General features: G+C 57.1%; 33 protein-coding genes. 31 read left to right on the top strand and 2 right to left on the bottom strand.

Features of this window, described 5'->3' with window-relative positions; all coding sequences use genetic code 11:
- On the bottom strand, positions 1–2,868 hold a 2,868-nt coding region (locus tag VGK23_07950), incomplete at its 3' end, for a PAS domain-containing protein (protein ID HEY3420468.1).
- A 258-nt stretch (positions 2,869–3,126) separates the two neighbouring features.
- Here VGK23_07950 and VGK23_07945 point away from each other — a divergent pair.
- The 4 genes from VGK23_07945 to VGK23_07930 all read left to right on the top strand — a co-directional run bounded on the left by VGK23_07945 (position 3,127) and on the right by VGK23_07930 (position 6,688).
- Positions 3,127–4,014, top strand: a complete 888-nt coding sequence (locus VGK23_07945; protein HEY3420467.1) for a protein-glutamate O-methyltransferase CheR — start codon at positions 3,127–3,129, stop codon at positions 4,012–4,014.
- 89 nt (positions 4,015–4,103) lie between these two features.
- Positions 4,104–5,102, top strand: coding sequence for an ATP-binding cassette domain-containing protein (locus VGK23_07940; GenBank protein ID HEY3420466.1), 999 nt, complete (start codon positions 4,104–4,106; stop codon positions 5,100–5,102).
- Positions 5,095–5,880, top strand: a complete 786-nt coding sequence (locus tag VGK23_07935) for an ABC transporter permease (protein ID HEY3420465.1) — start codon at positions 5,095–5,097, stop codon at positions 5,878–5,880. The genes VGK23_07940 and VGK23_07935 overlap by 8 nt, the downstream gene beginning before the upstream one ends.
- A gap of 1 nt (position 5,881) precedes the next feature.
- Positions 5,882–6,688, top strand: a complete 807-nt coding sequence (locus VGK23_07930) for an ABC transporter permease (protein ID HEY3420464.1) — start codon at positions 5,882–5,884, stop codon at positions 6,686–6,688.
- A gap of 76 nt (positions 6,689–6,764) precedes the next feature.
- Here the strand turns inward: VGK23_07930 and VGK23_07925 are convergent, their stop codons facing one another.
- Complete coding sequence (locus VGK23_07925) at positions 6,765–7,154, bottom strand: universal stress protein (GenBank protein ID HEY3420463.1); 390 nt, start codon at positions 7,152–7,154, stop codon at positions 6,765–6,767.
- Between the two features lie 298 nt (positions 7,155–7,452).
- Between VGK23_07925 and VGK23_07920 the strand changes: the two genes are divergently transcribed.
- The 27 genes from VGK23_07920 to VGK23_07790 all read left to right on the top strand — a co-directional run bounded on the left by VGK23_07920 (position 7,453) and on the right by VGK23_07790 (position 21,047).
- On the top strand, positions 7,453–8,445 hold the full coding sequence (locus tag VGK23_07920) for an archaeosine biosynthesis radical SAM protein RaSEA (protein HEY3420462.1): 993 nt from the start codon (positions 7,453–7,455) through the stop codon (positions 8,443–8,445).
- Between the two features lie 17 nt (positions 8,446–8,462).
- On the top strand, positions 8,463–8,783 hold the full coding sequence (locus tag VGK23_07915) for a DUF5611 family protein (protein HEY3420461.1): 321 nt from the start codon (positions 8,463–8,465) through the stop codon (positions 8,781–8,783).
- 111 nt (positions 8,784–8,894) lie between these two features.
- The gene (locus tag VGK23_07910) at positions 8,895–9,056 is read left to right on the top strand and encodes a hypothetical protein (protein ID HEY3420460.1); all 162 of its coding nucleotides are present in this window, start codon (positions 8,895–8,897) and stop codon (positions 9,054–9,056) included.
- Positions 9,057–9,092: 36 nt separating this feature from the next.
- Complete coding sequence (locus VGK23_07905) at positions 9,093–10,094, top strand: 50S ribosomal protein L3 (GenBank protein ID HEY3420459.1); 1,002 nt, start codon at positions 9,093–9,095, stop codon at positions 10,092–10,094.
- A 3-nt stretch (positions 10,095–10,097) separates the two neighbouring features.
- Complete coding sequence (gene rpl4p / locus VGK23_07900; GenBank protein HEY3420458.1) at positions 10,098–10,874, top strand: 50S ribosomal protein L4; 777 nt, start codon at positions 10,098–10,100, stop codon at positions 10,872–10,874.
- 2 nt (positions 10,875–10,876) lie between these two features.
- Complete coding sequence (gene rplW, locus VGK23_07895; GenBank protein HEY3420457.1) at positions 10,877–11,161, top strand: 50S ribosomal protein L23; 285 nt, start codon at positions 10,877–10,879, stop codon at positions 11,159–11,161.
- Between the two features lie 11 nt (positions 11,162–11,172).
- On the top strand, positions 11,173–11,877 hold the full coding sequence (locus VGK23_07890; GenBank protein HEY3420456.1) for a 50S ribosomal protein L2: 705 nt from the start codon (positions 11,173–11,175) through the stop codon (positions 11,875–11,877).
- 5 nt (positions 11,878–11,882) lie between these two features.
- Positions 11,883–12,344 carry a 30S ribosomal protein S19 gene (locus VGK23_07885; protein HEY3420455.1) on the top strand — a complete coding sequence of 154 codons (462 nt, stop codon included), beginning with the start codon at positions 11,883–11,885 and terminating at the stop codon, positions 12,342–12,344.
- A gap of 9 nt (positions 12,345–12,353) precedes the next feature.
- The gene (locus VGK23_07880; GenBank protein ID HEY3420454.1) at positions 12,354–12,800 is read left to right on the top strand and encodes a 50S ribosomal protein L22; all 447 of its coding nucleotides are present in this window, start codon (positions 12,354–12,356) and stop codon (positions 12,798–12,800) included.
- Complete coding sequence (locus VGK23_07875; GenBank protein HEY3420453.1) at positions 12,801–13,538, top strand: 30S ribosomal protein S3; 738 nt, start codon at positions 12,801–12,803, stop codon at positions 13,536–13,538. It begins immediately after the preceding gene.
- A 5-nt stretch (positions 13,539–13,543) separates the two neighbouring features.
- Positions 13,544–13,744: a 50S ribosomal protein L29 gene (rpmC, locus tag VGK23_07870; protein ID HEY3420452.1), complete on the top strand. Its 201-nt coding sequence runs from the start codon at positions 13,544–13,546 to the stop codon at positions 13,742–13,744.
- Complete coding sequence (yciH, locus tag VGK23_07865) at positions 13,744–14,043, top strand: stress response translation initiation inhibitor YciH (GenBank protein HEY3420451.1); 300 nt, start codon at positions 13,744–13,746, stop codon at positions 14,041–14,043. The genes rpmC and yciH overlap by 1 nt, the downstream gene beginning before the upstream one ends.
- A gap of 7 nt (positions 14,044–14,050) precedes the next feature.
- The gene (locus VGK23_07860; protein ID HEY3420450.1) at positions 14,051–14,311 is read left to right on the top strand and encodes a ribonuclease P protein subunit; all 261 of its coding nucleotides are present in this window, start codon (positions 14,051–14,053) and stop codon (positions 14,309–14,311) included.
- Between the two features lie 5 nt (positions 14,312–14,316).
- Positions 14,317–14,646: a 30S ribosomal protein S17 gene (locus VGK23_07855; GenBank protein HEY3420449.1), complete on the top strand. Its 330-nt coding sequence runs from the start codon at positions 14,317–14,319 to the stop codon at positions 14,644–14,646.
- A gap of 5 nt (positions 14,647–14,651) precedes the next feature.
- Entirely contained in the window at positions 14,652–15,050 is a 399-nt protein-coding gene (locus VGK23_07850; protein ID HEY3420448.1) for a 50S ribosomal protein L14, read from the top strand.
- A 9-nt stretch (positions 15,051–15,059) separates the two neighbouring features.
- Complete coding sequence (gene rplX, locus VGK23_07845) at positions 15,060–15,434, top strand: 50S ribosomal protein L24 (protein HEY3420447.1); 375 nt, start codon at positions 15,060–15,062, stop codon at positions 15,432–15,434.
- Positions 15,431–16,141: a 30S ribosomal protein S4e gene (locus VGK23_07840; protein HEY3420446.1), complete on the top strand. Its 711-nt coding sequence runs from the start codon at positions 15,431–15,433 to the stop codon at positions 16,139–16,141. The genes rplX and VGK23_07840 overlap by 4 nt, the downstream gene beginning before the upstream one ends.
- Entirely contained in the window at positions 16,138–16,659 is a 522-nt protein-coding gene (locus VGK23_07835; GenBank protein ID HEY3420445.1) for a 50S ribosomal protein L5, read from the top strand. Before VGK23_07840 ends, VGK23_07835 begins: the two co-directional genes overlap by 4 nt.
- Positions 16,656–16,805 (top strand): 30S ribosomal protein S14, encoded by a 150-nt coding sequence (locus VGK23_07830; protein ID HEY3420444.1) that lies wholly within the window; start codon positions 16,656–16,658, stop codon positions 16,803–16,805. The genes VGK23_07835 and VGK23_07830 overlap by 4 nt, the downstream gene beginning before the upstream one ends.
- Positions 16,806–16,814: 9 nt before the next feature.
- The gene (locus tag VGK23_07825; protein HEY3420443.1) at positions 16,815–17,204 is read left to right on the top strand and encodes a 30S ribosomal protein S8; all 390 of its coding nucleotides are present in this window, start codon (positions 16,815–16,817) and stop codon (positions 17,202–17,204) included.
- A 10-nt stretch (positions 17,205–17,214) separates the two neighbouring features.
- The gene (locus VGK23_07820) at positions 17,215–17,763 is read left to right on the top strand and encodes a 50S ribosomal protein L6 (protein HEY3420442.1); all 549 of its coding nucleotides are present in this window, start codon (positions 17,215–17,217) and stop codon (positions 17,761–17,763) included.
- The gene (locus VGK23_07815) at positions 17,763–18,458 is read left to right on the top strand and encodes a 50S ribosomal protein L32e (GenBank protein ID HEY3420441.1); all 696 of its coding nucleotides are present in this window, start codon (positions 17,763–17,765) and stop codon (positions 18,456–18,458) included. The genes VGK23_07820 and VGK23_07815 overlap by 1 nt, the downstream gene beginning before the upstream one ends.
- Positions 18,459–18,473: 15 nt before the next feature.
- A complete protein-coding gene (locus VGK23_07810) occupies positions 18,474–18,929 on the top strand; it encodes a 50S ribosomal protein L19e (GenBank protein HEY3420440.1) in 456 nt (151 codons plus the stop codon).
- Positions 18,929–19,429 carry a 50S ribosomal protein L18 gene (locus VGK23_07805; GenBank protein HEY3420439.1) on the top strand — a complete coding sequence of 167 codons (501 nt, stop codon included), beginning with the start codon at positions 18,929–18,931 and terminating at the stop codon, positions 19,427–19,429. Before VGK23_07810 ends, VGK23_07805 begins: the two co-directional genes overlap by 1 nt.
- A 1-nt stretch (position 19,430) precedes the next feature.
- Positions 19,431–20,129 carry a 30S ribosomal protein S5 gene (locus tag VGK23_07800; GenBank protein HEY3420438.1) on the top strand — a complete coding sequence of 233 codons (699 nt, stop codon included), beginning with the start codon at positions 19,431–19,433 and terminating at the stop codon, positions 20,127–20,129.
- A 5-nt stretch (positions 20,130–20,134) separates the two neighbouring features.
- Complete coding sequence (locus tag VGK23_07795) at positions 20,135–20,599, top strand: 50S ribosomal protein L30 (protein ID HEY3420437.1); 465 nt, start codon at positions 20,135–20,137, stop codon at positions 20,597–20,599.
- Between the two features lie 19 nt (positions 20,600–20,618).
- Entirely contained in the window at positions 20,619–21,047 is a 429-nt protein-coding gene (locus VGK23_07790) for an uL15 family ribosomal protein (GenBank protein HEY3420436.1), read from the top strand.
- Positions 21,048–21,053: the final 6 nt, after the last annotated feature.

Here is a 21,053-nt window from a genome sequence, read left to right as displayed (position 1 = left end):
CAGCGCCAGCAGGTTGGTCTGATCGGATATGTTGGTGATCACGTCGACGATCTCGCCTATCTCCTCGGACCTCTTGCCGAGGGATTCGATGACCTTGGCGCTCTCTACCACCACCTTCTGGATCTCCTGCATCTTCTTGATGGTGTTCTCGACGGTGGTGACCCCGGCATTGGCCCGTTGGTTGGTGGTCCTGGCGCCTTCTGACGCCTGGGCCGACCGCTTTTCTGACTCTTCAACGGTCTTGGTAACGGATGCCATCGCCTTGGCAGTCTCGTCTACCTGGGCCGCCTGGTTCTGGGCCCCCTTGGAGATCTGTTGGATGGCCGATGATACCTGTTCGGTCGACGCGTTCATCTCCTCCGCCGATGAGGCAAGCTCCTGGGAAGTGGACGAAACCATGTTGACCGAGTTGTTGACCTCCGACAGCAGTGAGCACATGCTCTCGCCTATCTTGTCAAGCGAGGTGGCGAAGGCTGCGAAGTCACCCTTAGCGTCTATCGAGACGCGGGCGGTCAGATCGCCATCCGCGTATGAATTGGCGATCCTCATGGCCTCCTCTATCGGTCCGGTCACAGCATCGAGCGTTTCGTTGACACCCTGAACGATCATCTGATAATCGCCGTGATGCTTGCTCGCATCTGCCCTCGTCTTTAGCTTTCCTTCGACAGCCGCTTTCGAGAGCATCTCAGCGTCCGCAATGAGCGCCTTGAGGTTCTCCATAAGCTTGATCATCGACGGGACCAGCATATCGTTCTCGCATCTTCTTCCGGCGCCGTTGCCCATTTGCTTGTAGCTGTCCAGGTCCTTCAGGTCACCTGCGGAGATCCTGATCAAGGTCGATATTATGTGCTCGATCCTTTCCTGAACCCCGTTGACCGCGATGGCCACTTCATTGTAGATGCCCTGGTGGGAGTTGCTAACCTTGACGGTGAAGTCATTCATCGCCATCTTCTGCAGTGAAGCGTTAGCTTCTACCAGACCGCCCAGACCGTCTATGCACTGGTTGAGGTTGTTCTTGATGATGTTGAAATCTCCCTTGTATTCGCTGGTGATCTTGTTCGGGATCGTACCCTTGGAGATCTCATCGACATACTTCGCCGCCACATTCAACGGACCGATGACCGCGTCCAGGGTCTCATTGACACCTGATATGATCGTCTTGTATGCTCCCTGGTGCTTTTCCGCATCTGCCCTTACGGTGAGATTTCCGTTCACGGCCGCATCCATCAGGGCATCGGCATCATTCGCCATCGATGAGATCGCTTCCATGACCTGCATCAGGTCCTTGTTGACGTTCATGTAGTCTTGGCTCAGCTCCCTGGTGTAATCGTCGGCCTCGGTAACGTTCAGATCAAGGTCCAGGCTTCCGATGGACAGGTTCTTCAGGTTGCCGGACAGGCGTTTGAACTCACCGGCCTGGTACTTCTGCTGGCGGATGGTCTTTGTCACGTCCTGCATGACCTCGACATGGCCGATGTTCTCGCCCTTGGCGTTGGTCAGATAATGGACGTCGATCTTCGAGTTCTTCCCGTCACGTTCCGATATCGTGGAGTGGAGTCCTTCCTTCAGGCGGATGATGCCGCAGTTCTTGGTCTTGCATATCGGACCGTTCCAGACTGCGCAGTTCTTGCCCAGCAGGTCCTTACGCTCCACCTTCAGGATGCCCATCGCAGGCTTGTTGATGAAGGTGATTCTCATGTCCATGTCGGTGACCGAGATGGGCCACGGGATCGAGTCCAGGATCTGCTCGTACCAGTAGGTCTTCTCGACCACTTTGTCGAGGGTCTGGTTGAAACCGTTGATCACTTTGGCGAAGTCGCCGCTGTGGTGCGAAATATCGGCCCGAACCTCAAACTTCTGTTCAGCCGCCGCCTTTTCCAGCATTTGCGAGTCCTCGAGCATGCGGGTGATCGCGTCGATGCACATGTTGAGGTTGGTCTTCATGAAGTTGAAGTCGCCGTTCCAGGTGGCGGTGATCTTGCCGGGCATCTCTCCTTTGGAGATCATCTTGACGTAGTGTGCGGCCACCTTTAGCGGTGCGAGGTATGCATCGAGGGTGTCATTCATTCCCTTGATGATCTTCTTGTCATTCCCTTCGAACTTGTCCACGTTCGCCCTGGCCTTCACATCTCCGGCTATGGCCTTTTCCATCAGCCCAAGGATCTCCTTGGTGTACTCCATTTCCCTGGTGATGTCGTTGAAATATTCGACGACCCCCTGGACCTTGCCGGTCCCGTCCTTACGGGCTGCGGCCGTGATACGGTATTGCCTCTCTTCCCCGTTGATCTTGATGACCACATCGCCCTTTGACATCTCTCCGGTCCTGAGCGCCTCTTCCAGGACGACGTCAGGCTTGCTGCCGATACCGGAATCGAAAACCTCATAGCACTTCTTGCCGAGGACTTCCTCCTCCTTCTTTCCCATGACCTTGAGCGCAGTCTCGTTCACAAAACTTATGCTCAGGTCCGACTCGATGGATATGACCATGTTCGGTGCATGGTTGACGATCGAACGGGTCAGTCCGTCCGAGGACCCCTTAAGCGGTTCCAGATAGCCCACTCCACCCATTACCTTCCCGGATTGATCGAACAGCGGCGTAGCCCTCATGTGGATGCTCACCGGTTCGTCATCCGAGTTCATAACCTGCATCGATTCGATCTCGATTCCCTTACCGTTGTTCAAGGCGTCGATGACCGGACAGCCCTTTTTACCCAAGGTGTTGCCGAAGACGTCCCTGAGCCGCATGCCCAGCGCTTCTGTCAACGGATACCCTGATATGTCCTCAGCGGCTTTGTTGAAATGTGTGATCTTTGCATTCGCGTCGATCGCAAAGGTGGCGACCGGCACCGATGATACGATCTCAGCCAATATTGTATTTCCTTGGTCATTTTCCATTTCCATCACTCCCCTAGTTTCATCATCTTTGTAACAATCTCCGATCGTCGGTTGTTACGGTTCTAGCATTTCATGTGAAAATGCTATACAATTGGCCCAATGCAGGATTTTCGTTGATTATAAAGACCGAAGAATCGGCAATCAGCCGTGATAATCAAAACAGCCTCTCTTCAGTCCCATCAGCTGCTTTAGAAAAATACAGACCAGATGTCCGCTCCCTCGCTTCGAAAAATGAGATTTTCGCCTTCGTGCTTCTATACTAGCACGGTGCTCTTCGAAGGGATGGCGCCGGAGCGGGTATGCACCGATAAGGATTTCATAACGCTGAAGAAGAAGATATTCCGAAGTACTTCGCTTGATCTGGGCCAATACAAGGACAGTTATCTGCAGAGAAGGATCGGTGTGCGGATGAGATGCTGCGGATCTAAGGCCTACGCCGACTACAGCAATTTTCTCGATTCAAATCCTAAAGAGTACGACCAGCTCATGGACGACCTGACCATAAACGTGACCCAGTTCTTCCGGGACCCGATCGTGTTCAAGGCGATGGAGGAAGAGGTATTGCCTCTGCTCATCTATGATAAGATCAAACACGGAAAAAATGACATCACGGTCTGGAGCGCGGGCTGTTCCAGCGGTGAAGAGCCGTACTCGATCGCCATAATGTTGCGCGAGCTGCTCGGCGAGGAGCTGGACAAGTTCGACGTCAAGATCATCGGTTCGGACATCGACGATTTCAGTCTTGATGCCGCGGCAGCGGGAAGGTATCTTCAACGCCAGGTGACCAATGTCAAGAAGGAGTACCTGGAAAGGTACTTCACCACGGAGGGAGAGATGCTCCAGATATCCCAGGACATCATGGATATGGTCGACCTGCGCAAGATCGACCTGATCGCTTCCAAGCCTCCCGCGAGATTCGATTGCATATTCTGCCGCAATGTGGTCATCTACTTCACCCGTGATATGCAGGAGCATCTTTACATGAAATTCCACGACTCGTTGAACTATGGCGGCTATTTCGTCATGGGCAACACCGAGACCCTGGTAGGGGACGCGTCACGTCTTCTGACGACCTTCAAGAGCAGGGAGAGAATATACCAAAAGCCCATCCCTGCCTGATACTGTCTAGCATAATTTGATCATGGCCAGCGGATTTCGGATAGGTCTCCGAAACGTATATTAGCTCCGAAAAAGTCACCACATCGTTCATGTCGGAGAATCATCAATCTGATACCGGGAACGTCATCGAGGTCGACGATCTGGTCCGTGTCTACAGGTCTAGCCAAGGTTTCATCCATAAGAAGAGGAAAGAGACCCTGGCCGTGGACCATATATCCTTCTCGGTGAAGAAGGGGGAGTTGTTCGGCATACTTGGTCCGAACGGCGCCGGAAAGACCACCACGATCAAGATGCTGACCACCCTTCTGGTCCCGACATCAGGCAGCGCCAGGGTGCTGGGCTATGATGTCAGTGCCCACCCCTACGAGGTCAGGAAGCGCATCGGTTTGATCATCGGCGGGGAAAGGGGCCTGTATTTCCGGATCAGCGGCAGGCAGAACCTGAGGTACTTCGCCGATCTGTACGGCGTACCTCGCCATGAGAGGGAGAGGCGCATCGAGGACGTGCTTCGCATGGTCGATCTGCTGGACCGATGCGACGATCGTGTGGAGGACTATTCCCGCGGCATGAAGCAGAGACTGCACATCGCCAAGGGACTGATCAACGATCCGGAGGTGATCTTCATGGACGAACCGACGATCGGTCTTGATCCGCAGGCATCCCGCGACACCAGGAATCTGATAAAGGGACTCCTGGCAAAGGAGAAGACCATCCTCATGACCACTCATTATATGTTCGAGGCGGACGAGCTGTGCGACCGTCTGGCGGTCATCAACAAAGGGAAGATAGTGGCCATGGACACGCCCCGCGGCCTCAAGTCGCTGATGAAGGACACCTGCGTCGTTGAAGTGGAGGGTTTCGGCCTGACCGACAAGGACGTCGAGTCGCTCAGATCGATTCCGGGTGTACGGGCTGTCAGTGCCACCATGAACGAGGAGAAGCAGGTGCTCCGGGTCCAGGTGGCCGACGCCGGAGAGATGCTGGCCCCCATAGCGGGCAGGTTGAGCAGCAATAACATCATAGACATGAAGATCAAGGAACCCACGCTCGAGGACGCGTACCTATGGCTGGTCGAGAATAATGACTAGGCTCCGAGCGCTCACCTCATCGTTCCGGCACCAGATGCTCCATTTCTTTGCCGAGCCCCAGTGGCTGATCCCGAACATCATCGCCCCGTTCGTGATGACACTGGTGGCATTGATGCTTTTCCGCAACGCAAGCGGCAATTTCATCCTCTACGCCATCCTGGGCGGCGGCATGATGGGGATGTGGGGGAACACCCTCTACTCATCCGGATACTCGATCCAGTTCGACCGTTGGAACGGTACGCTGGAAGCGGTACTGGCCACACCCGCGCCGTTGGTCTGGATCATCGCTGGACGGTCGTTATGGAACGCGCTCGTCGGAATACTCAACGCAGTTTTCATATTCATCATAGCGGTGTTCTGGTTCCAGGTGCCGCTGGCCCTCGCAGACCCGCTGTTGTTCTTCCTTTCGCTGTTCGTGACGCTCATGTCGCTGGCGGCACTGGGGCTGGTCTTCAGCTCGGCCTTCGTCCTGACCAGGAACGCGAGCGTTCTGACCAACGGACTGGAGTTCCCGATATATGTCGGCACCGGGACCATGTTCCCGATAGCCATGTTGCCGGCGCTGACCGGTCCGCTGTCGCTTTCCTTGGCCCCTTCCTGGGGGATCGACGCCATGCGTTATTCCGCCATCAGTGGGTACGCGGGGCTCGATCCCGGCTATTGGGGCGACATGGGGATGATGATGGTCCTGGCGCTCGCCTACGTCTTCGTAGCGTTCTTCCTGTTCCGGGCGGTCGAGGAAAGGGTCCGGGTAAAGGGCGACATCGGGAGGATCTAGAATGCTCCGCCGTCTCACCGAGTTCGTCCGGGTTTTCTGGTCATCGGCAGTTCTGGCCAAGAACGCCCTCTTCAATTGGCTGTCCCCGCCGATGTGGATAATGCAGCTTTTCACCATCTCCCTTTTCCAGATCGCTTTCTTCGTCTACGTCACGAAATACGTGCAGAACCCGGACATAAGCGTGACCTACGTGGCGATCGGTAACGCGTTGCAGTCGATCTCCTACGTTACCGTTTTTGCGGTCTGCAACATCACCGGCGAGGAGAAGCAACAGGGTACGCTGGTGCCGATCCTTTCGACCCCGGCGAACCGTATGGCCATGTTCGTCGGGAGGGCCATGTTCCAGATCGTCAACGGCATCGCGACCGCGGTGATCGCACTGTTCTATGCAGCCTTCCTGTTCGGAGTGGATTTCTCGCACACCGACATGATGGCCCTGGGAGTGGTGGTGATCGTCACCGCATTCTCCATGACCGGGTTCGGCCTCATGCTCAGCTCGGTCGGCCTTTACCTGAGGACCTCGATGATCATCGCTAACATATTCCTGTTCATCGGGCTGCTCCTCTGCGGCGTCAATTTTCCGGTCTCTTACCTGCCCGGATACCTGCAGCCGATCTCATATGCGATACCGATGACTTTCGGCACGGATGCGGCCAGGGCAGCGGTGGACGGGACTTCGCTGCTCGGCATCTCAGGAACGGTGGGATTGGAATTGGCGGTAGGTCTGGTGGCGATATTCTTGGGATATCTCATGTTCGCCCTTTTCGAGAACCTGTCTAGGAGACGAGGTACCATGGACCGTTATTGAACGGAAGGACCCTTCCTAAGATTGTCGCGATCAACGGTCGTTTCAGCGAGATCCGATATGGCAGAGATCACCCATATCATCTTACCACAGTGACCGTGCAATCGGCCGCCTTATAGATCGATTCTGCGGTGCTGCCGGAGAACTTGGCCTTCATCCCGGTCTTCCCAGAGCTTCCCATTATGATCATGTCGGCCTCGATCCTCTCCGCCGCCTCCATGATCGTATCGCACGGATCTCCGGCCTCGAGGAGCGTGTTCAGCTCGACCCCGATCTCCGCGGCCTTGATCTTGGTCCGGCCAAGAACCCTCATTCCATTCCTTATGTTCTTGTCCTTTTCCAATTCGGCCTTCGGGCTCACCACATAAATGGCATATAGATTGCATCTGAGAACCTTGGCTAGCACGATGGCATAATGTGCTGCCTTCTCTGAATGCGGTTTTCCGTCGTTTGCCACTAACACGTTCATTAAGCTCTCACCCTATCGCCTCATACTGATCATTGTGGCTAGGTCAGGGACCGTTCTCCGTCGTTCTGGGCGGTGACGTCCGGTAATCCTTTCTGAATCATATTTGGAAATGTGGAGCGCTGAGAGGATATTAAAAAAGACATCCCCCGGAAATCATCAATGATAACATCGAACTTATGCCCTGGCCTGTCGATTCCCGATGCAATCGTGACCTGACAACGGTCATCGGGACAACTTTATATCCGACGGCAGGATGACACAATCCTGACGCTAGGCGTCGATGCGAGACTGATCCGAAATGAACGATGTAGCTCTGCGGTGCATGCCGACGGCCGTCTGGAAGGAGGACGACATGATCGGAACGGACAAGGTCAAGGCGATGGTGGCGATATTGCGCACCAAGGGCTGCTGGTGGGCATTCCAGAAAGGATGCACCATGTGCGGTTATAACATCGAGAGCGATCAGGGAATAACCACAGAGGACCTGAGGGCCCAGTTGGCTAGCGTAAAGCACAAGTACGCCGGTGAGCCGATGGTGAAGATATACACCTCGGGCAGCTTCCTTGATGACAGGGAGGTCCCGTCCGAGCTGAGGCTGGAGATATTAGATTCGTTCCCGCAGGCACAGAAGATCATATTCGAGACCAGGCCCGAGTTCGTTACCGATGAGACGCTTGGGCCCCTGCCCAAGGGGAAAGTGCTGGTAGCGCTCGGACTGGAGTCTGCCGATGACGATGTGCTGCGTCATTCCATAAGGAAAGGGTTCACCGTGGCCGATTATGTCAAGGCCGCCGAAACGTTGAAGCGTCACGCGATCCCGGTGAGGACCTATCTGTTGCTGAAACCGCCGTTCCTGACCGAAGCCCGAGCCATCCGGGACACTGCTGCCTCCATCGAGTTCGCTCGGCCATATTCGGAAAGCATCTCCATAAACCCGGTAAACGTCCAGTCCGGGACGGTCATTGAGGAGATGTGGCGGAGGGGCGATTACCGTTCACCTTGGATATGGTCGCTGGTGGAAGTATTGAAGGCGGGATGGAGGCAGGGCGGACCCCGGCTTTTCAGCTCCCCGAGCGGGGCAGGGACCCTGCGGGGTGTGCACAATTGCGAGAAATGTGACAGAAAGGTACTTGATGCGGTCCAGCGTTTCTCGTTCGAGCAGGACCCGAAGTGCCTTGACAGCCTGGAATGCGGCTGCAAGGACGAATGGAAGATGTTGCTCCAGGTGCAGGACGTTATGGCGACGACGGTGGACCTCTCCCGGCACCTAGAGGACGAGATCCCGCTCTAAGATTTCAAGGTGATTCGATGGATTATGACGTAAAGAAAGGACATGGGAAGGAACTCGAGGGAGACGGTCTGAGGAAGATCGCCGAAGAGGTGTTCGGAAGCGCAAAGGTCGAAGGCGACATGGTCGTTGCCACGTATGGGGCTATGACACACCTCGAGGCAAAAGTGAAGGACAAGTCCAATGTCACCGTCAACACCACCACCGACACAAAGGCCAGCGTAGAGCTTGCCGCGGACACGATAAAGCAATACAACGTGTTCCTGGAGAAGGTAACCGGTTTCACATCCAAGGAGAGGCGGACCCGGCTGCAGAAGAAGGCGAAGGAAGGAAAGCTCTGATTTCCTTTATTAACCCGTTCCGCACAAAAAGGGATGGGAATAAATGATGTCTGGCCGGGGGTGTTTTTTCCTGCCTCCGGCGGACCGTAGAGCTTATATACCAATATCGGTATGCGAGAGGTGCTCAACGCACTGAGGACGTTCGACCAGACCCCATGGGCAATGCACACGCAACCCTATACCCTTCCCAAGGCTAAGTTCTGGGGAAGCAAAACGGTGTCACGGTCGAAGGTGCTGACCTCAACACTCTTGAGAACAGGCGTTAGCAACTGAGAGTGTGCTCTCCAATCAACGTAGGGAGAGGGAATCATGCCAAACAGAAGACGTCCGAGACAAGGTTCGATGGCGTATTCGCCAAGGAAAAGGGCTTCGAGACAGACGCCCAAGCTGGATGCCTGGCCCGAGATCAGCGAAGGCCCTAAGATACAGGGATTCGCTGGCTATAAGGCCGGGATGACCCACATGTTCATAGTGGACTACAACAAGACCAGCACGACCGCGGGTCAGGAGATCAGGATCCCGGTCACCGTGCTGGAGGTGCCGCCGATGAAGATCGCGGCCATAAGGGTCTACGAGAACACCCGGTATGGACTCAAGACCGCAGGAGAGGTCTGGGCCAGCGGAGTGGACGAGGTACTTTCCAGGCGCGTGCCGATACCTAAGAAGTATGATGCTGACAAGGCATGGGAGAAGCTGAAGACGGTGGATATCGAGGATATCCGCGTACTTGCTTACACCCAGCCGAAGATGGTGAAGGGAGTGCCGAAGAAGGTCCCTGAGCTCATGGAGCTTAGGATCGGCGGTGCGACGATGGACAAGAGGATGGAGTACGCCAAGACCATTCTCGGCAAGGACATCAGCGTCACCGATTTCGCCAAGGAAGGCAACTTCATCGATGTCGCAGCGATCACCAAGGGAAAGGGGTTCCAGGGAGCCACCAAGAGATGGGGCATCAAGCTGCTTTCCCACAAGAACAGCAAGCACCGGAGGATGGTCGGTACCCTCGGTCCGAAGAGGCCTGGGTATGTCAGGAACACCGCTCCGCAATCCGGTCAGATGGGATACCACCAGAGGACCGAGGTCAACAAGCTGGTCCTGAAGATCGGAGCTACTGGCGAGGAGATCAACCCGAAAGGCGGGTTCGTTCATTATGGAACCATCGTCAACCAGTATGTTCTGATCCACGGCTCCGTGCCCGGCCCGACCAAGAGGCTGGTACGCCTGAGGGACCCGGTAAGGAACCACGGTGGCAACATGAAGGAAGCGCCCAGCATAGTGTATGTATCCACTGAATCCAAGCAGGGGGCGTAATCAATGGCCGAAAAGAAGAGCGAAGTCAATGTTTATTCAATCAAGGGCGAGGTCGTCAAGACAGTCGCATTGCCACAGGTGTTCAACACCCTGTACCGCCCTGACGTGATCAGGAAGGCGGTCGTCGCTGAAGAGGCGAACGTCCGGCACCCGTACGGCTCCAAGATCGGCGCCGGTGCCAGGCACGCCGTCTCTACCTGGGGCAAAGGCCGTGGAGTCGCCAGGGTCCAGAGGCTCACATCCGGTGCGAAGGCCGCCGAATCGCCCAACAACGTGGGCGGCAGGAGAGCTTTCCCGCCGATAGCAGATAAGGACTGGTCCCTGAAATGCAACCGCAAGGAGAGGACGCTCGCAAGGTTCTCCGCACTCGCTTGCACCGCTGATGCGGTACAGGTCAAGAAGCGCGGTCACCAGTTCGACGAGAATGTCACCCTGCCGGTCGTCGTCGAGGACGACATCGAGGCGTTGCACACCACTTCGGAAGTGCTGCTTGCCCTAAGGAGCATGGGGCTCGAGGGGGACATCATCAGGGCCAAGGAAGGCAAGAAGGTCAGGCCGGGCAAGGGCAAGATGAGGGGCAGGCGGTTCAAGGCGCCTCGCGGAATACTCATCGTGGTCGCGGACCCGCAGTCGGCGCTGTTCATCGGCGCCAAGAACCTGGCCGGAGTCGAGATCGCAACTGCGGAGAAGCTTAACCCGGGCCTACTGGCCCCAGGCGGCGACGCAGGAAGGCTGACGGTGTTCACCGAATCGGCCATCAAGAAGGTAGGAGCGTGGTGAGAATGGTCTCAAAGAGGGACGTTCTATTGCATCCGTTCGTCACAGAAAAGACGATGAACCACATGACGGGCACCCCGACCCAGGACTTCAAGGACGGAAACAAGCTTGAGTTCATTGTGTTGAGGAATGCCACGAAGGAGCAACTGAAATCAGCGTTCGAGGAGCGCTTCGATGTCAAGGTATCGAAGGTCTGGACCCGGGTAGCCCGCGATGGCAAGCACGCCATCTTCAAGCTGGCCGAGGGATATTCCGCCGAAGACATCGGAATGAGGATCGGCGTGTTCTAAGGGGGGTTATCATGGGTAAGAATTTAAGACAGCAAAGGAGAGGCCGCGGGGGATCAGTATACCGCTCACCGAGCCACAGGCACCTGGGCGTCATGAAGCACCCCCTGGCGGATAAGAAGTCGGGAAAGGTAGTGGATCTCATTCATGCACCGGGCAAGACCTGCCCGGTGGCAAAGGTAGACTTCGGTGGCAACATCGAGATGATGATCGCCGCCGAGGGCATGATGGTCGGGCAGAAGGTCATGGTGGACGGAACCCCGGAGATCGTCTCCGGTAACATCATGCCGCTCGCAAACGTCCCGGAAGGGACACTGGTCTTCAACGTCGAAGGCCGGCCAGGCGACGGTGGGAAGTACATCAAGACGGCCGGAACCTCGGGAACGGTAATCACCAAGGGCGAGAGGGTCTCGCTGTTGATGCCGTCCGGAGCGTTCCGCAGCTTCGACCCGCTATGCCGGGCCTCGATCGGTATCGTGGCCGGCGGTGGCGCGAAGGAGAAGCCGTTCGCAACGGCCGGAAGGAAGTTCCATGCGTGGCGCAGCAAGTCCAAGGCTTACTTCAAGGTCAAGGGCATCGCAATGAACCCGGTAGACCACCCGCACGGCGGTGGGGGTCACCCGCATGTCGGTAAGCCAAGCACTGTGTCGAGGAACGCACCTCCAGGAAGGAAGGTCGGACGCCTCTCGCCCCAGAAGAAGAAAAAGGAGAAGAGGTGATCTGAATGGCTGATGAAAAGATGTCAGGTACCAAGTCCTCGAGAAGGAAGCTTAGAAAGAAGAAGGGAGTCCTCCAGGCAAAGCGGAAGAAGGAGTTCACCTACCGCGGATTTACTCTGGAGCAACTTCTGGAGATGCCGTTCGAAGAGGTCCTCGACCTGATGCCCTCCCGGATAAGGAGGAGCTTCGTCAGGGGATTCAACGACGAGCAGAAGACCGCCTTCGAGAAGATCAAGGCGAGCGATGGAGAACCTGTCCGGACCCACCGGAGGGACATACCGATCGTTCCCCAGATGGTCGGAAAGAAAGTGGCAATTCACAACGGAAAGGAGTTCAAGGAAGTGGAGCTCAGGGCCGAGATGATAGGGCACTTCCTGGGAGAGTTTGCTCTGACCCGCAAGATCGTCAAGCACTCTGGACCAGGTGTCGGTGCGACCAGGTCGTCGAAGTTCATGCCGCTGAAGTAAGGTGAGAACATGGCTGGATACACACAAAGTACAGACCCGGACACTACCGCCCGAGCGATCGGGAAGGAGAATCCCATTTCACCTAAGTTCTCACGTGAGATCGCCAGGATGATAAGGGGAAAGAAGGTATCCGTCGCGTTGCAGATGCTGGAGGAGGTCGCCGAGCTGAAGAGGCCGGTCCCGATCCGCCGCTACAACACAGGCGTAGCGCACAAGGCCGGGGTAGGGCCCGGCCGATTCCCGCAAAAGGCCGCGAAGGCCTTCATCGAGGCCATCGAGAGCGCGAAGCACAACGCCGAGTACAAGGGCCTCGACGCCGAGAACATGAGGCTGAAGGTCATAGCCGCCCACCTGGGGCGCACCCAGAAGGGACAGATGCAGAGGGCGTACGGCCGAGCCACCCAGTGGAACCAACAGACCGTGAACATCGAAGTCATCCTTGAGGAGATGGAGTAAATGGCAAGCGAGAGGAAGTTCGTCGCGGAGAACATCAGGAGGACCCTGCTGAGGGAATACCTGATGAAGACCGTCGACCGGGCAGGCTTCGGTGGCGTCGACGTCCAGAGGACCCCGATGGGTACCAGGGTGACGCTGATAACCGAGAGGCCAGGAATCGTTATCGGACGCCGCGGCGCAGCGATCAAGACGCTGACCAAGGCCATCGAGGACAATTTCAAGTACGACAACCCCCAGATCGAGGTCCAGGAGGTCGAGGAGCCGAACCTCAACGCGCAGATCATGGCCGAGAAACTGGCCTTTGCGCTTGAGAGGGGATGGCACTTCAGACGCGCTGGTCACTCCACCGTCCGCAGGATAATGGACTCGGGCGCCCGGGGATGCCTCATCATCATATCCGGCAAGCTGACTGGAGAGAGGCACAGGACCGAGAAGTTCAAAGAAGGCTACATCAAATATTGCGGCGAGACCCGTAACCTGTTCATCATGGAGGGATTCGCCGTGGCCAAGCTGAAGCCCGGGGTCATCGGGGTCAAGGTCGAGATCATGGACCCGAACGCCAGGCTGCCGGCCGAGATAAGCGTCAAGTCGATGGAAGAGGCAATGGCGGCGATCCCCGAGATGGCCGGACTGCTGGTCCATCAGGACGACATCCCGGACGCAATAGCTTCCGCCTCTGATAGGGCCGCAATGGAAGAGTCCAAGGAGCCCGCCGAGGGCGACGCCAAGGAGGAGTAATCGAGATGGCACTGATCAGAGTCAAGGAGATCAAGACCATGAGCCAGAACGACCGGGGCGCTAAGCTCCGCGAGTTGCAGGATGAGCTCATGCACGAGAGGGGCACGGCAGCGATGGGCGGTGCTCCTGCCAACCCTGGCAGGATAAGGGCGATAAGGACCAACATAGCCAGGATACTCACCGTCCAGCAGGAGGAAGAGAAGTAATGGCTGAAATTTGCTCCGTATGTGGGCTCCCCAAAGAGCTGTGCATGTGCGAGGAAATAGCACGTGAACAGCAAACGGTGAAGATATACACCGACAGCAGACGATATGGTAAGATGGTCACGGTCATCGATGGTATCGATGCCAACGACATCGACATCAACGACCTGGCCAAGAAGTTGAAAAACAAATGCGCTGCCGGCGGCACCGCAAAGGATGGCAAGATCGAACTGCAGGGGGACCACAAGAAGAAGGTCAAGGAGGCCCTGGAAAGTATGGGCTTCAAGACCGAGGTCAGATGAGCGTCCCATGGATAAAAGGGATTTCATGAAACAGGAATTCATCGGTCTGGAAGTTGAGGTCGTGTCGTCGGCACATCCTGGTTACAGGATGAGCGGCGTCGTGGTGGACGAGAGCAAGAACACCCTCTCGATCGAACACGACGGAAAGGCGAGGACGGTCCCCAAGAAAGGCAACGGATTCCAGTTCACATACGGAAGCGAAAAGATCACAGTAATGGGATCAGAGATTCAGCACCGACCGGAAGATCGGATCAAGAAGACGAGGTGAATCTTATGAATGGTGAGGTTAAAGATATCGGCATTGATGTTAAGGCCCCGACGGCCACCTGCGACGACAAGAACTGCCCCTTCCACGGCGTGTTGCCAGTGAGGGGACAGATCATCGACGGGACAGTAATCTCCGTCAAGATGAACAAGTCGGCAGTGGTCGAGAGGAAATATTTGAAGTATGACCAGAAGTACGAAAGGTACTCGAAGAGGACCAGCCACTACACAGTCCACAACCCGGCCTGCCTAGGCGTCAAGCCAGGCGACCAGGTGCGCATTGCGGAGTGCAGGCCCCTCAGCAAGACGGTATCGTTCGTGATCATCGAGAAGAGGTGAATGACATGAAGGGAATTGCGGGCAACCAGACCAGAGGCGTATGCACCGGCACGATCCTCACTGTCATCGACAACACCGGCGCGAAGACCATCTCGGTCATAGCGGTCCCGGGATATCACGGCGTAGTAAGGCGCTACCCGTCCGCAGGCGTCGGCGACATCGTCGTCGCGTCGGTCAAGAAGGGAACACCAGAGATGAGGCGCCAGGTCATATACGCGGTCATCGTCCGGCAGAGGCGCCCGTTCAGGCGCGCTGACGGCACATGGGTTCAGTTCGAGGACAACGCGGCCGTCATTACTACAGAGGAAGGAGAGACCAAGGGCAGCGACATCAAGGGTGCAGTCGCCAGGGAGGCCGCCGAGAGGTGGCCCCGTATCGCAGCCACGGCCTCGACGATTATCTGAGGTGGTAGAATGGAAAAGAGCAAACAAGCAAGGAAGCAGAGGAAGGCACTGTACAACGCCCCGACGCATGTGAAGGGGAAGACGGTCTCTTCACACCTCAGCACGGAACTGGCCGCGGACGTAGGCAGGCGTTCGGTCAGGGTCGTCAAGGGCGACACCGTCAAGATCGTACGCGGCGACGCGGCGATCCTGGGGCTGGAAGGAAAGGTCACTGAAGTGAAGACTGACAGCGGCCGGATCATAATCGAAGGCGTCACCGTCAAGAAGGCGGACGCCAAGATGGAGAGCCGCTCGGTACACGCATCTAACTGCGTGGTCACCAAGCTGGAACTCAAAGATCAGTGGAGAAAGGACAAGCTCCAGAAGAAGGAGGCATCCTCATGAGCAACGATATGAAGAGACTGACCGCTCCCCGCAGCTGGCCAGTACCAAGGAAGTCCCATGTGTGGATCACAAGCCCGAGCCCGGGACCGCACTCGATCGATGTCAGCATGCCGATCATGATCATCATCCGTGACATGCTCCATCTGGCCGACACCGCGGCGGAAGGCGTCAAGCTGTTGCATGCCCGCGAGATAAAGGTCGATGGGCGCGTAGTCACCAACCACCGTTTCCCGGTCGGACTGATGGACGTAGTGTCCATCCAGAAGCTCGGACAGAACTACCGGATGGTCCTCGATGAGAACGACAAGATGCGTCTGGTCTCGATCCCGAACGGGAAAGAGGCCTGGAAGCTGTGCCGCGTCGAGAAGAAGACCACCCTGCCGGGCGGAAAGACCCAGCTGAACCTCCACGACGGACGCAACGTCATCGTGGCCAAGGACGGCTGGAAGTCCGGAGACGTCGTTAAGCTGGAGATTCCGTCCCAGAAGATACTGGAGACCTACAAGCTGACCAAGGGCAACATGGTCCTGGTTATCGCCGGTGCCCACGCTGGCCGGCTGGAAGCGGTCGAGGAGTACATCGTCACCCGTTCGTCGGCCCCGAACCTGGTCAAGTTCAAGGACGGGACGACCACGGTGAAGAACAACGTATTCGTCGTCGGCGCCAAGGTGCCGGAGATCAACCTACCGGAGGCTAGCGCACTATGAGCGACGAAAAGAACGTGATGCGCGAGCCGCGCATCGAGAAGATCGTCGTCAACATCGGCGTCGGCGAGGCCGGCGAGCGTCTCCAGAAGGCCGAGAAGGTCCTGGAGATGGTCACCAAGCAGAAGCCGAAGACCACCTTCGCCAAGGTGACCAACAGGGACCTGGGCGTTCGTGAGGGCATGCCGATCGGTGTCAAGGTAACGCTGCGCGGAGAGCTGGCGGATGATTTCCTGAACCGGGCGCTCACCATCCGGGAGGGGCGGCTCGCTCGCTACTCCTTCGACCAGGAAGGCAACCTGTCCTTCGGGGTCAGTGACTACACCGACTTCGCGGGAATGAGATATGACCCAGAGATAGGCATCTTTGGTATGGACGTCTGCGTGTCGATCCAGAGGCCCGGAAGGCGGATCACCCGGCGCCGCATAATGAAGAAGAAGCTGCCGAAGGAGCACCGGATGACCCGGGACGAGGCAGTAAATTTCATGAAAGAGAAGTACAAAGCGGAGGTGGTCGAGTGACGAAGCCAAAGAAAGTGTTCGGCAGGACCATAGGCTGCACGCGCTGCGGAAGGAAGCGCGGAATAGTTAGGAGGTACGGCATGCACCTGTGCAGGCAGTGTTTCCGTGAAGTCGCGCCGCAGATCGGGTTTAAGAAGTACTCGTGAGGTGAGAAGATGCAGAACGACCCATTAAATGATGCAATGTCAACAATCAAGAATGCGGCGACAGTGGGAAAGAGCGAGTGCCAGATAAAGCCATCCTCTAAGCTCATCGGCCGCGTGCTCAAGGTCATGCAAGAAAACGGCTACATTAACCAGTTCGAGTTCGTCGAAGATGGTAAGGCCGGTGTCTTCAAGGTCAAGATGCAGGGAAAGATCAACAACTGCGGAGTCATCAAGCCGCGCTACTCGGTCAAGAAGGTAGACCTCGAGACGTTCGAGGCCAGGTACCTCCCTGCCCAGGATTTCGGCGTTTTGATCGTCTCGACCACCGAGGGCGTAATCAGCCACGTGAAAGCAAAGGAATTGGGCGTCGGCGGCAAGCTGCTGGCGTTCGTGTACTGAGGGAAAAGAGATGACGGTAAGCGGATACATCGAGGAAAAGATCGAGATCCCTAAGGACGTGAAGGTCACCGTTGAGAACGGGATAATCGCGCTCAAGGGAAAGAACGGTCAGCTGTCAAGGAACTTTTCCCACCCCAAGGTAAAGCTAACCATCGCCGACAACCATGTGATCGTCAGCAGCGAGATGCCGAAGGTGCGCGAGAAGGCCATCGTCGGTACCTTTGCCGCCCATGTCAGGAACATGATCGTCGGAGTCACGATCGGCTACGAGTACAAGATGAAGATCGTCTACTCCCACTTCCCCATCAAGGCGGCAGTGAAGGGCAACAAGTTCTCCATCGAGAACTTCCTCGGGGAGAAGGCTCCCCGCAGCGCGAACATCATAGGAGAGACCAAGGTCAAGGTCGCAGGTGCAGAAGTACTGCTGACCGGAGCTGACCTGGAACAGGTCTCCCAGACCGCGGCGAACATAGAAAGGGCCACCAGGATCAGGGGATTCGATCCCAGGGTCTTCCAGGATGGCATATACATCACCGAGAAGGCAGGGAGGGCTATCTAATGGCCAAGAACAAGAAGGAAATAAAGGAGCTGGCGGACCTACCGTACTACCGCGAGGAGTACACCGCCCAGCTCGAGAAGATGGGCATCAATGACCTGCCTGAGCTGCTGGCGGCGCTCAAGGACAGCAAGAAGAAACAGAAGATAGTCGATGACCTCGAGGGTGTCGGCGACAAGATAGCCGACCACTGGATCGAGGTCATGGAACCGGAAGAGTCCACCGCTCTGGCGACCAAGGAGTCCAAGACCGAGATCATCGAGGAGGCAGACGCCGAGGTCGTGGAGAAAGGAGCTTACATCGCCAAGATCAAGCCCGTTCTCTCCGCCGAGGTCAAGTCCATGCTCGAGAAGCGCGCGGAGATCTCTGGGCGCAGGCCGGAGTTCCTCCGTCAGGAGTGGTTCCGGTACGCAAAGCTCGGCAAGAAGTGGAGAAAACCGAGGGGAATGCACTCGAAGATGAGAAGGCACTACAAGTACAGGCCCACCATCGTCTCGATCGGATTCCGCGGACCGGCATTGGTACGTGGACTGGCATCCTCCGGGTTCATAGAGGTATTGGTGTACAACCCGTCGAACCTCGACGTTATCGACCCGAAGACCCAGGCGGCCAAGATCGGCGGCACCGTCGGCGGGAAGAAGAGGGCGGCAATCATAGAGAAGGCGGACCAGCTGAAGATCCGCGTATTGAACAGGTAATTTGGAAGTGAAGATATGGATCTGAAGAATCAAAAGCGCATGGCGGCCGAGATCCTCAAATGCGGACACTCGCGTGTCTGGCTCGACCCGAACAGGATCGAGGATATCGCAGACGCCATTACCCGGGCGGACATAAGGACGGCCATCGAATCCGGGACCATCCGCGCGCTCCCTCAGAAGGGAATCTCCCGTGGCAGGGCCAGATACATGGCGGCCCAAAAGGCCAAGGGACGCAGGCGTGGACAGGGCAGCAGGAAGGGTACCGGAGGTGCCCGTACCCCAAGGAAGAGAAGGTGGATACAGACTATCCGCCCGATCCGCGTCGAGCTGGCTAAGCTCCGCGACGAGGGGACAATAACCAAAGCGGTCTACAGGGAGTTCTACATGAAGGCCAAGGGCGGCATGTTCAAGAGCAGGAACAATCTCCTGATGCACCTGAAGACCGCGGGATACCTCAAGGAGGCTAACTGATGGCAACGGGACCGAGATATAAGGTGGCCTTCCGCCGCAGGCGTGAGGGCAGGACAGATTACAGGCAGAGGGCCAGGCTGCTGCGGGCAAGGATCCCGAGGGCAGTGGTAAGGAACTCTCTGCGCCACACCAGCATACAGATCATCGCCTACGATGCGGCCGGAGACAGGGTCTTGGCCACGGCACACTCGCGCGAGCTGGTGGACCTGGGCTGGAACAAGGCCACCGGTAACCTGCCGGCAGCCTACCTGACCGGCTACATGGCCGGAAAGCGGGCCAAGAAGAACGGCATCACCGAGTGCGTGCTCGATATCGGGCTCAAGGTGCCGGCAAAGGGAGCGGCGGTCTTCGCAGCCCTCAAGGGCATGGTGGACGCTGGCGTTGCCATCCCGCACGGAAAGGAGATCCTTCCGTCCCAGGACCGGCTGAACGGCGCGCACATCGGAGAGGATGTCGCGAAACTAGTACAGGAAGTCAAGAACCGCATGGAGGCTGCTTAAGATGGAATGGGTTCCAAAGACCAGGCTCGGACACATGGTCCTCTCAGGAGAGGTCACCAGCATGAGCCAGGCGCTAGCCACGAAGCTACCGCTGCGTGAGGCGGAGATCGTGGACATACTATTGCCGGACCTCAAGGACGAGGTCATCGATGTCAACATCGTGCAAAGGATGACCGACTCTGGAAGAAGGGTCAAGTTCAGGATAACCTGCGTGGTCGGAAACGGCGACGGGTTCATCGGCATCGGCCGCTGCAAGGGCAAGGAGGTCGGACCGTCGATCCGGAAGGCCATCGACAACGCCAAGCTGAACATCATCGAGATCAAGCGCGGCTGCGGTTCGTGGGAATGCGGCTGCGGTACGCCGCACTCGCTGCCGTTCGAGGTCATGGGCAAGTCCGGCTCCGTCGAGGTCATACTCAAGCCGGCACCGAGGGGCATCTCATTGGCCGTCGGCGATGTCGCCAAGAGCATCCTGACCCTGGCCGGCGTGAAGGATTCCTGGGGATATGCCAAGGGCCACACCAAGACCACCGTCAACTATGCGCAGGCAACCTACAACGCGCTGAAGAAGACCACCGAGATGCGTGTCACCGAAGACCAGGAAAAGAGGCTCAAGATCGTCTCTGGACCGGTACAGATGCACGTCGCCCAGACGGCCGTCGACACGATGGCGGGCCCGGCGGAAGCGAAGGGAGCGTGAATTAAATGGCATTCGCAGTCATCAGGGTGCGCGGGCACTCCCGCGTCAATGGGGACATAGAGGACACCATGAAGATGCTCCGCCTAACTCGGATCAACCACTGTGTGGTGCTGCCGCAGACGGCGGACATACAGGGCATGCTCTTCAAGGTGAAGGACTATGTCACCTGGGGCGAGGTCACGGAAGAGACCTTGGCCAGAATGATCAAGTTCAGGGGCCGCATCAACGGCGACAAGCCCATCGACGACGCGGTGGTCAAGGAGAACATCGAGTTCTCCTCGATCCTTTCGTTCGCCCGGGCGGTCACCAAGGGCGAGGTTCGGTACTCGGACATGAAGAACATCAAGCCACTGTTCCGTCTGGCACCTCCGAAGAAAGGATACGGCGGAAGCAAGCGGGCATACCAAGCCGGCGGTGCCCTCGGCTATCGTGGCAAGGAAATAAACGAGATCATCGAGAGGATGATGTAAGGATAACCGGGTGATTCCAATGGTTAGCAGAACCGATAAGTTCAGGGGCAGCAGGACCCACGGCCGCGGCAAGAAGAGCGGAAGGGGAGCGGGCAAGCACGGAGGTACGGGCAACGCCGGATTGCACAAGCACAAGGCGCAGCACATGCTGAAGTATATGCCGGACCACTTCGGCCGCCACGGCTTCAAGAGGCCACAGAGCATGGTGGGCGCTAAGATCACCATGAACGTCTGCGACATCGACCAGGGCGTCGAGACACTGGTAAAGGACGGCTCGGCCCAGAAGCAGGGCGAGACGTACACCCTTAACCTGACGGAGCTGGGCATCGAAAAGCTGCTCGGTTCCGGCAAGATCGGGGTCGCAGTCGAGATCACGGTGGCGGAAGCCACGGAGACCGCAAAGCAGAAGGTTGAAATGGCTGGCGGCCATATCCTCCTACCGCAGTAAGTCTCC

It is taken from the genome of Methanomassiliicoccales archaeon (assembly GCA_036504055.1).
Lineage (GTDB): Archaea > Thermoplasmatota > Thermoplasmata > Methanomassiliicoccales > UBA472 > DASXVU01.
The sequence above is the reverse complement of the archived record's forward strand: the minus strand, read 5'-3'. Positions and strand labels throughout refer to the sequence as shown.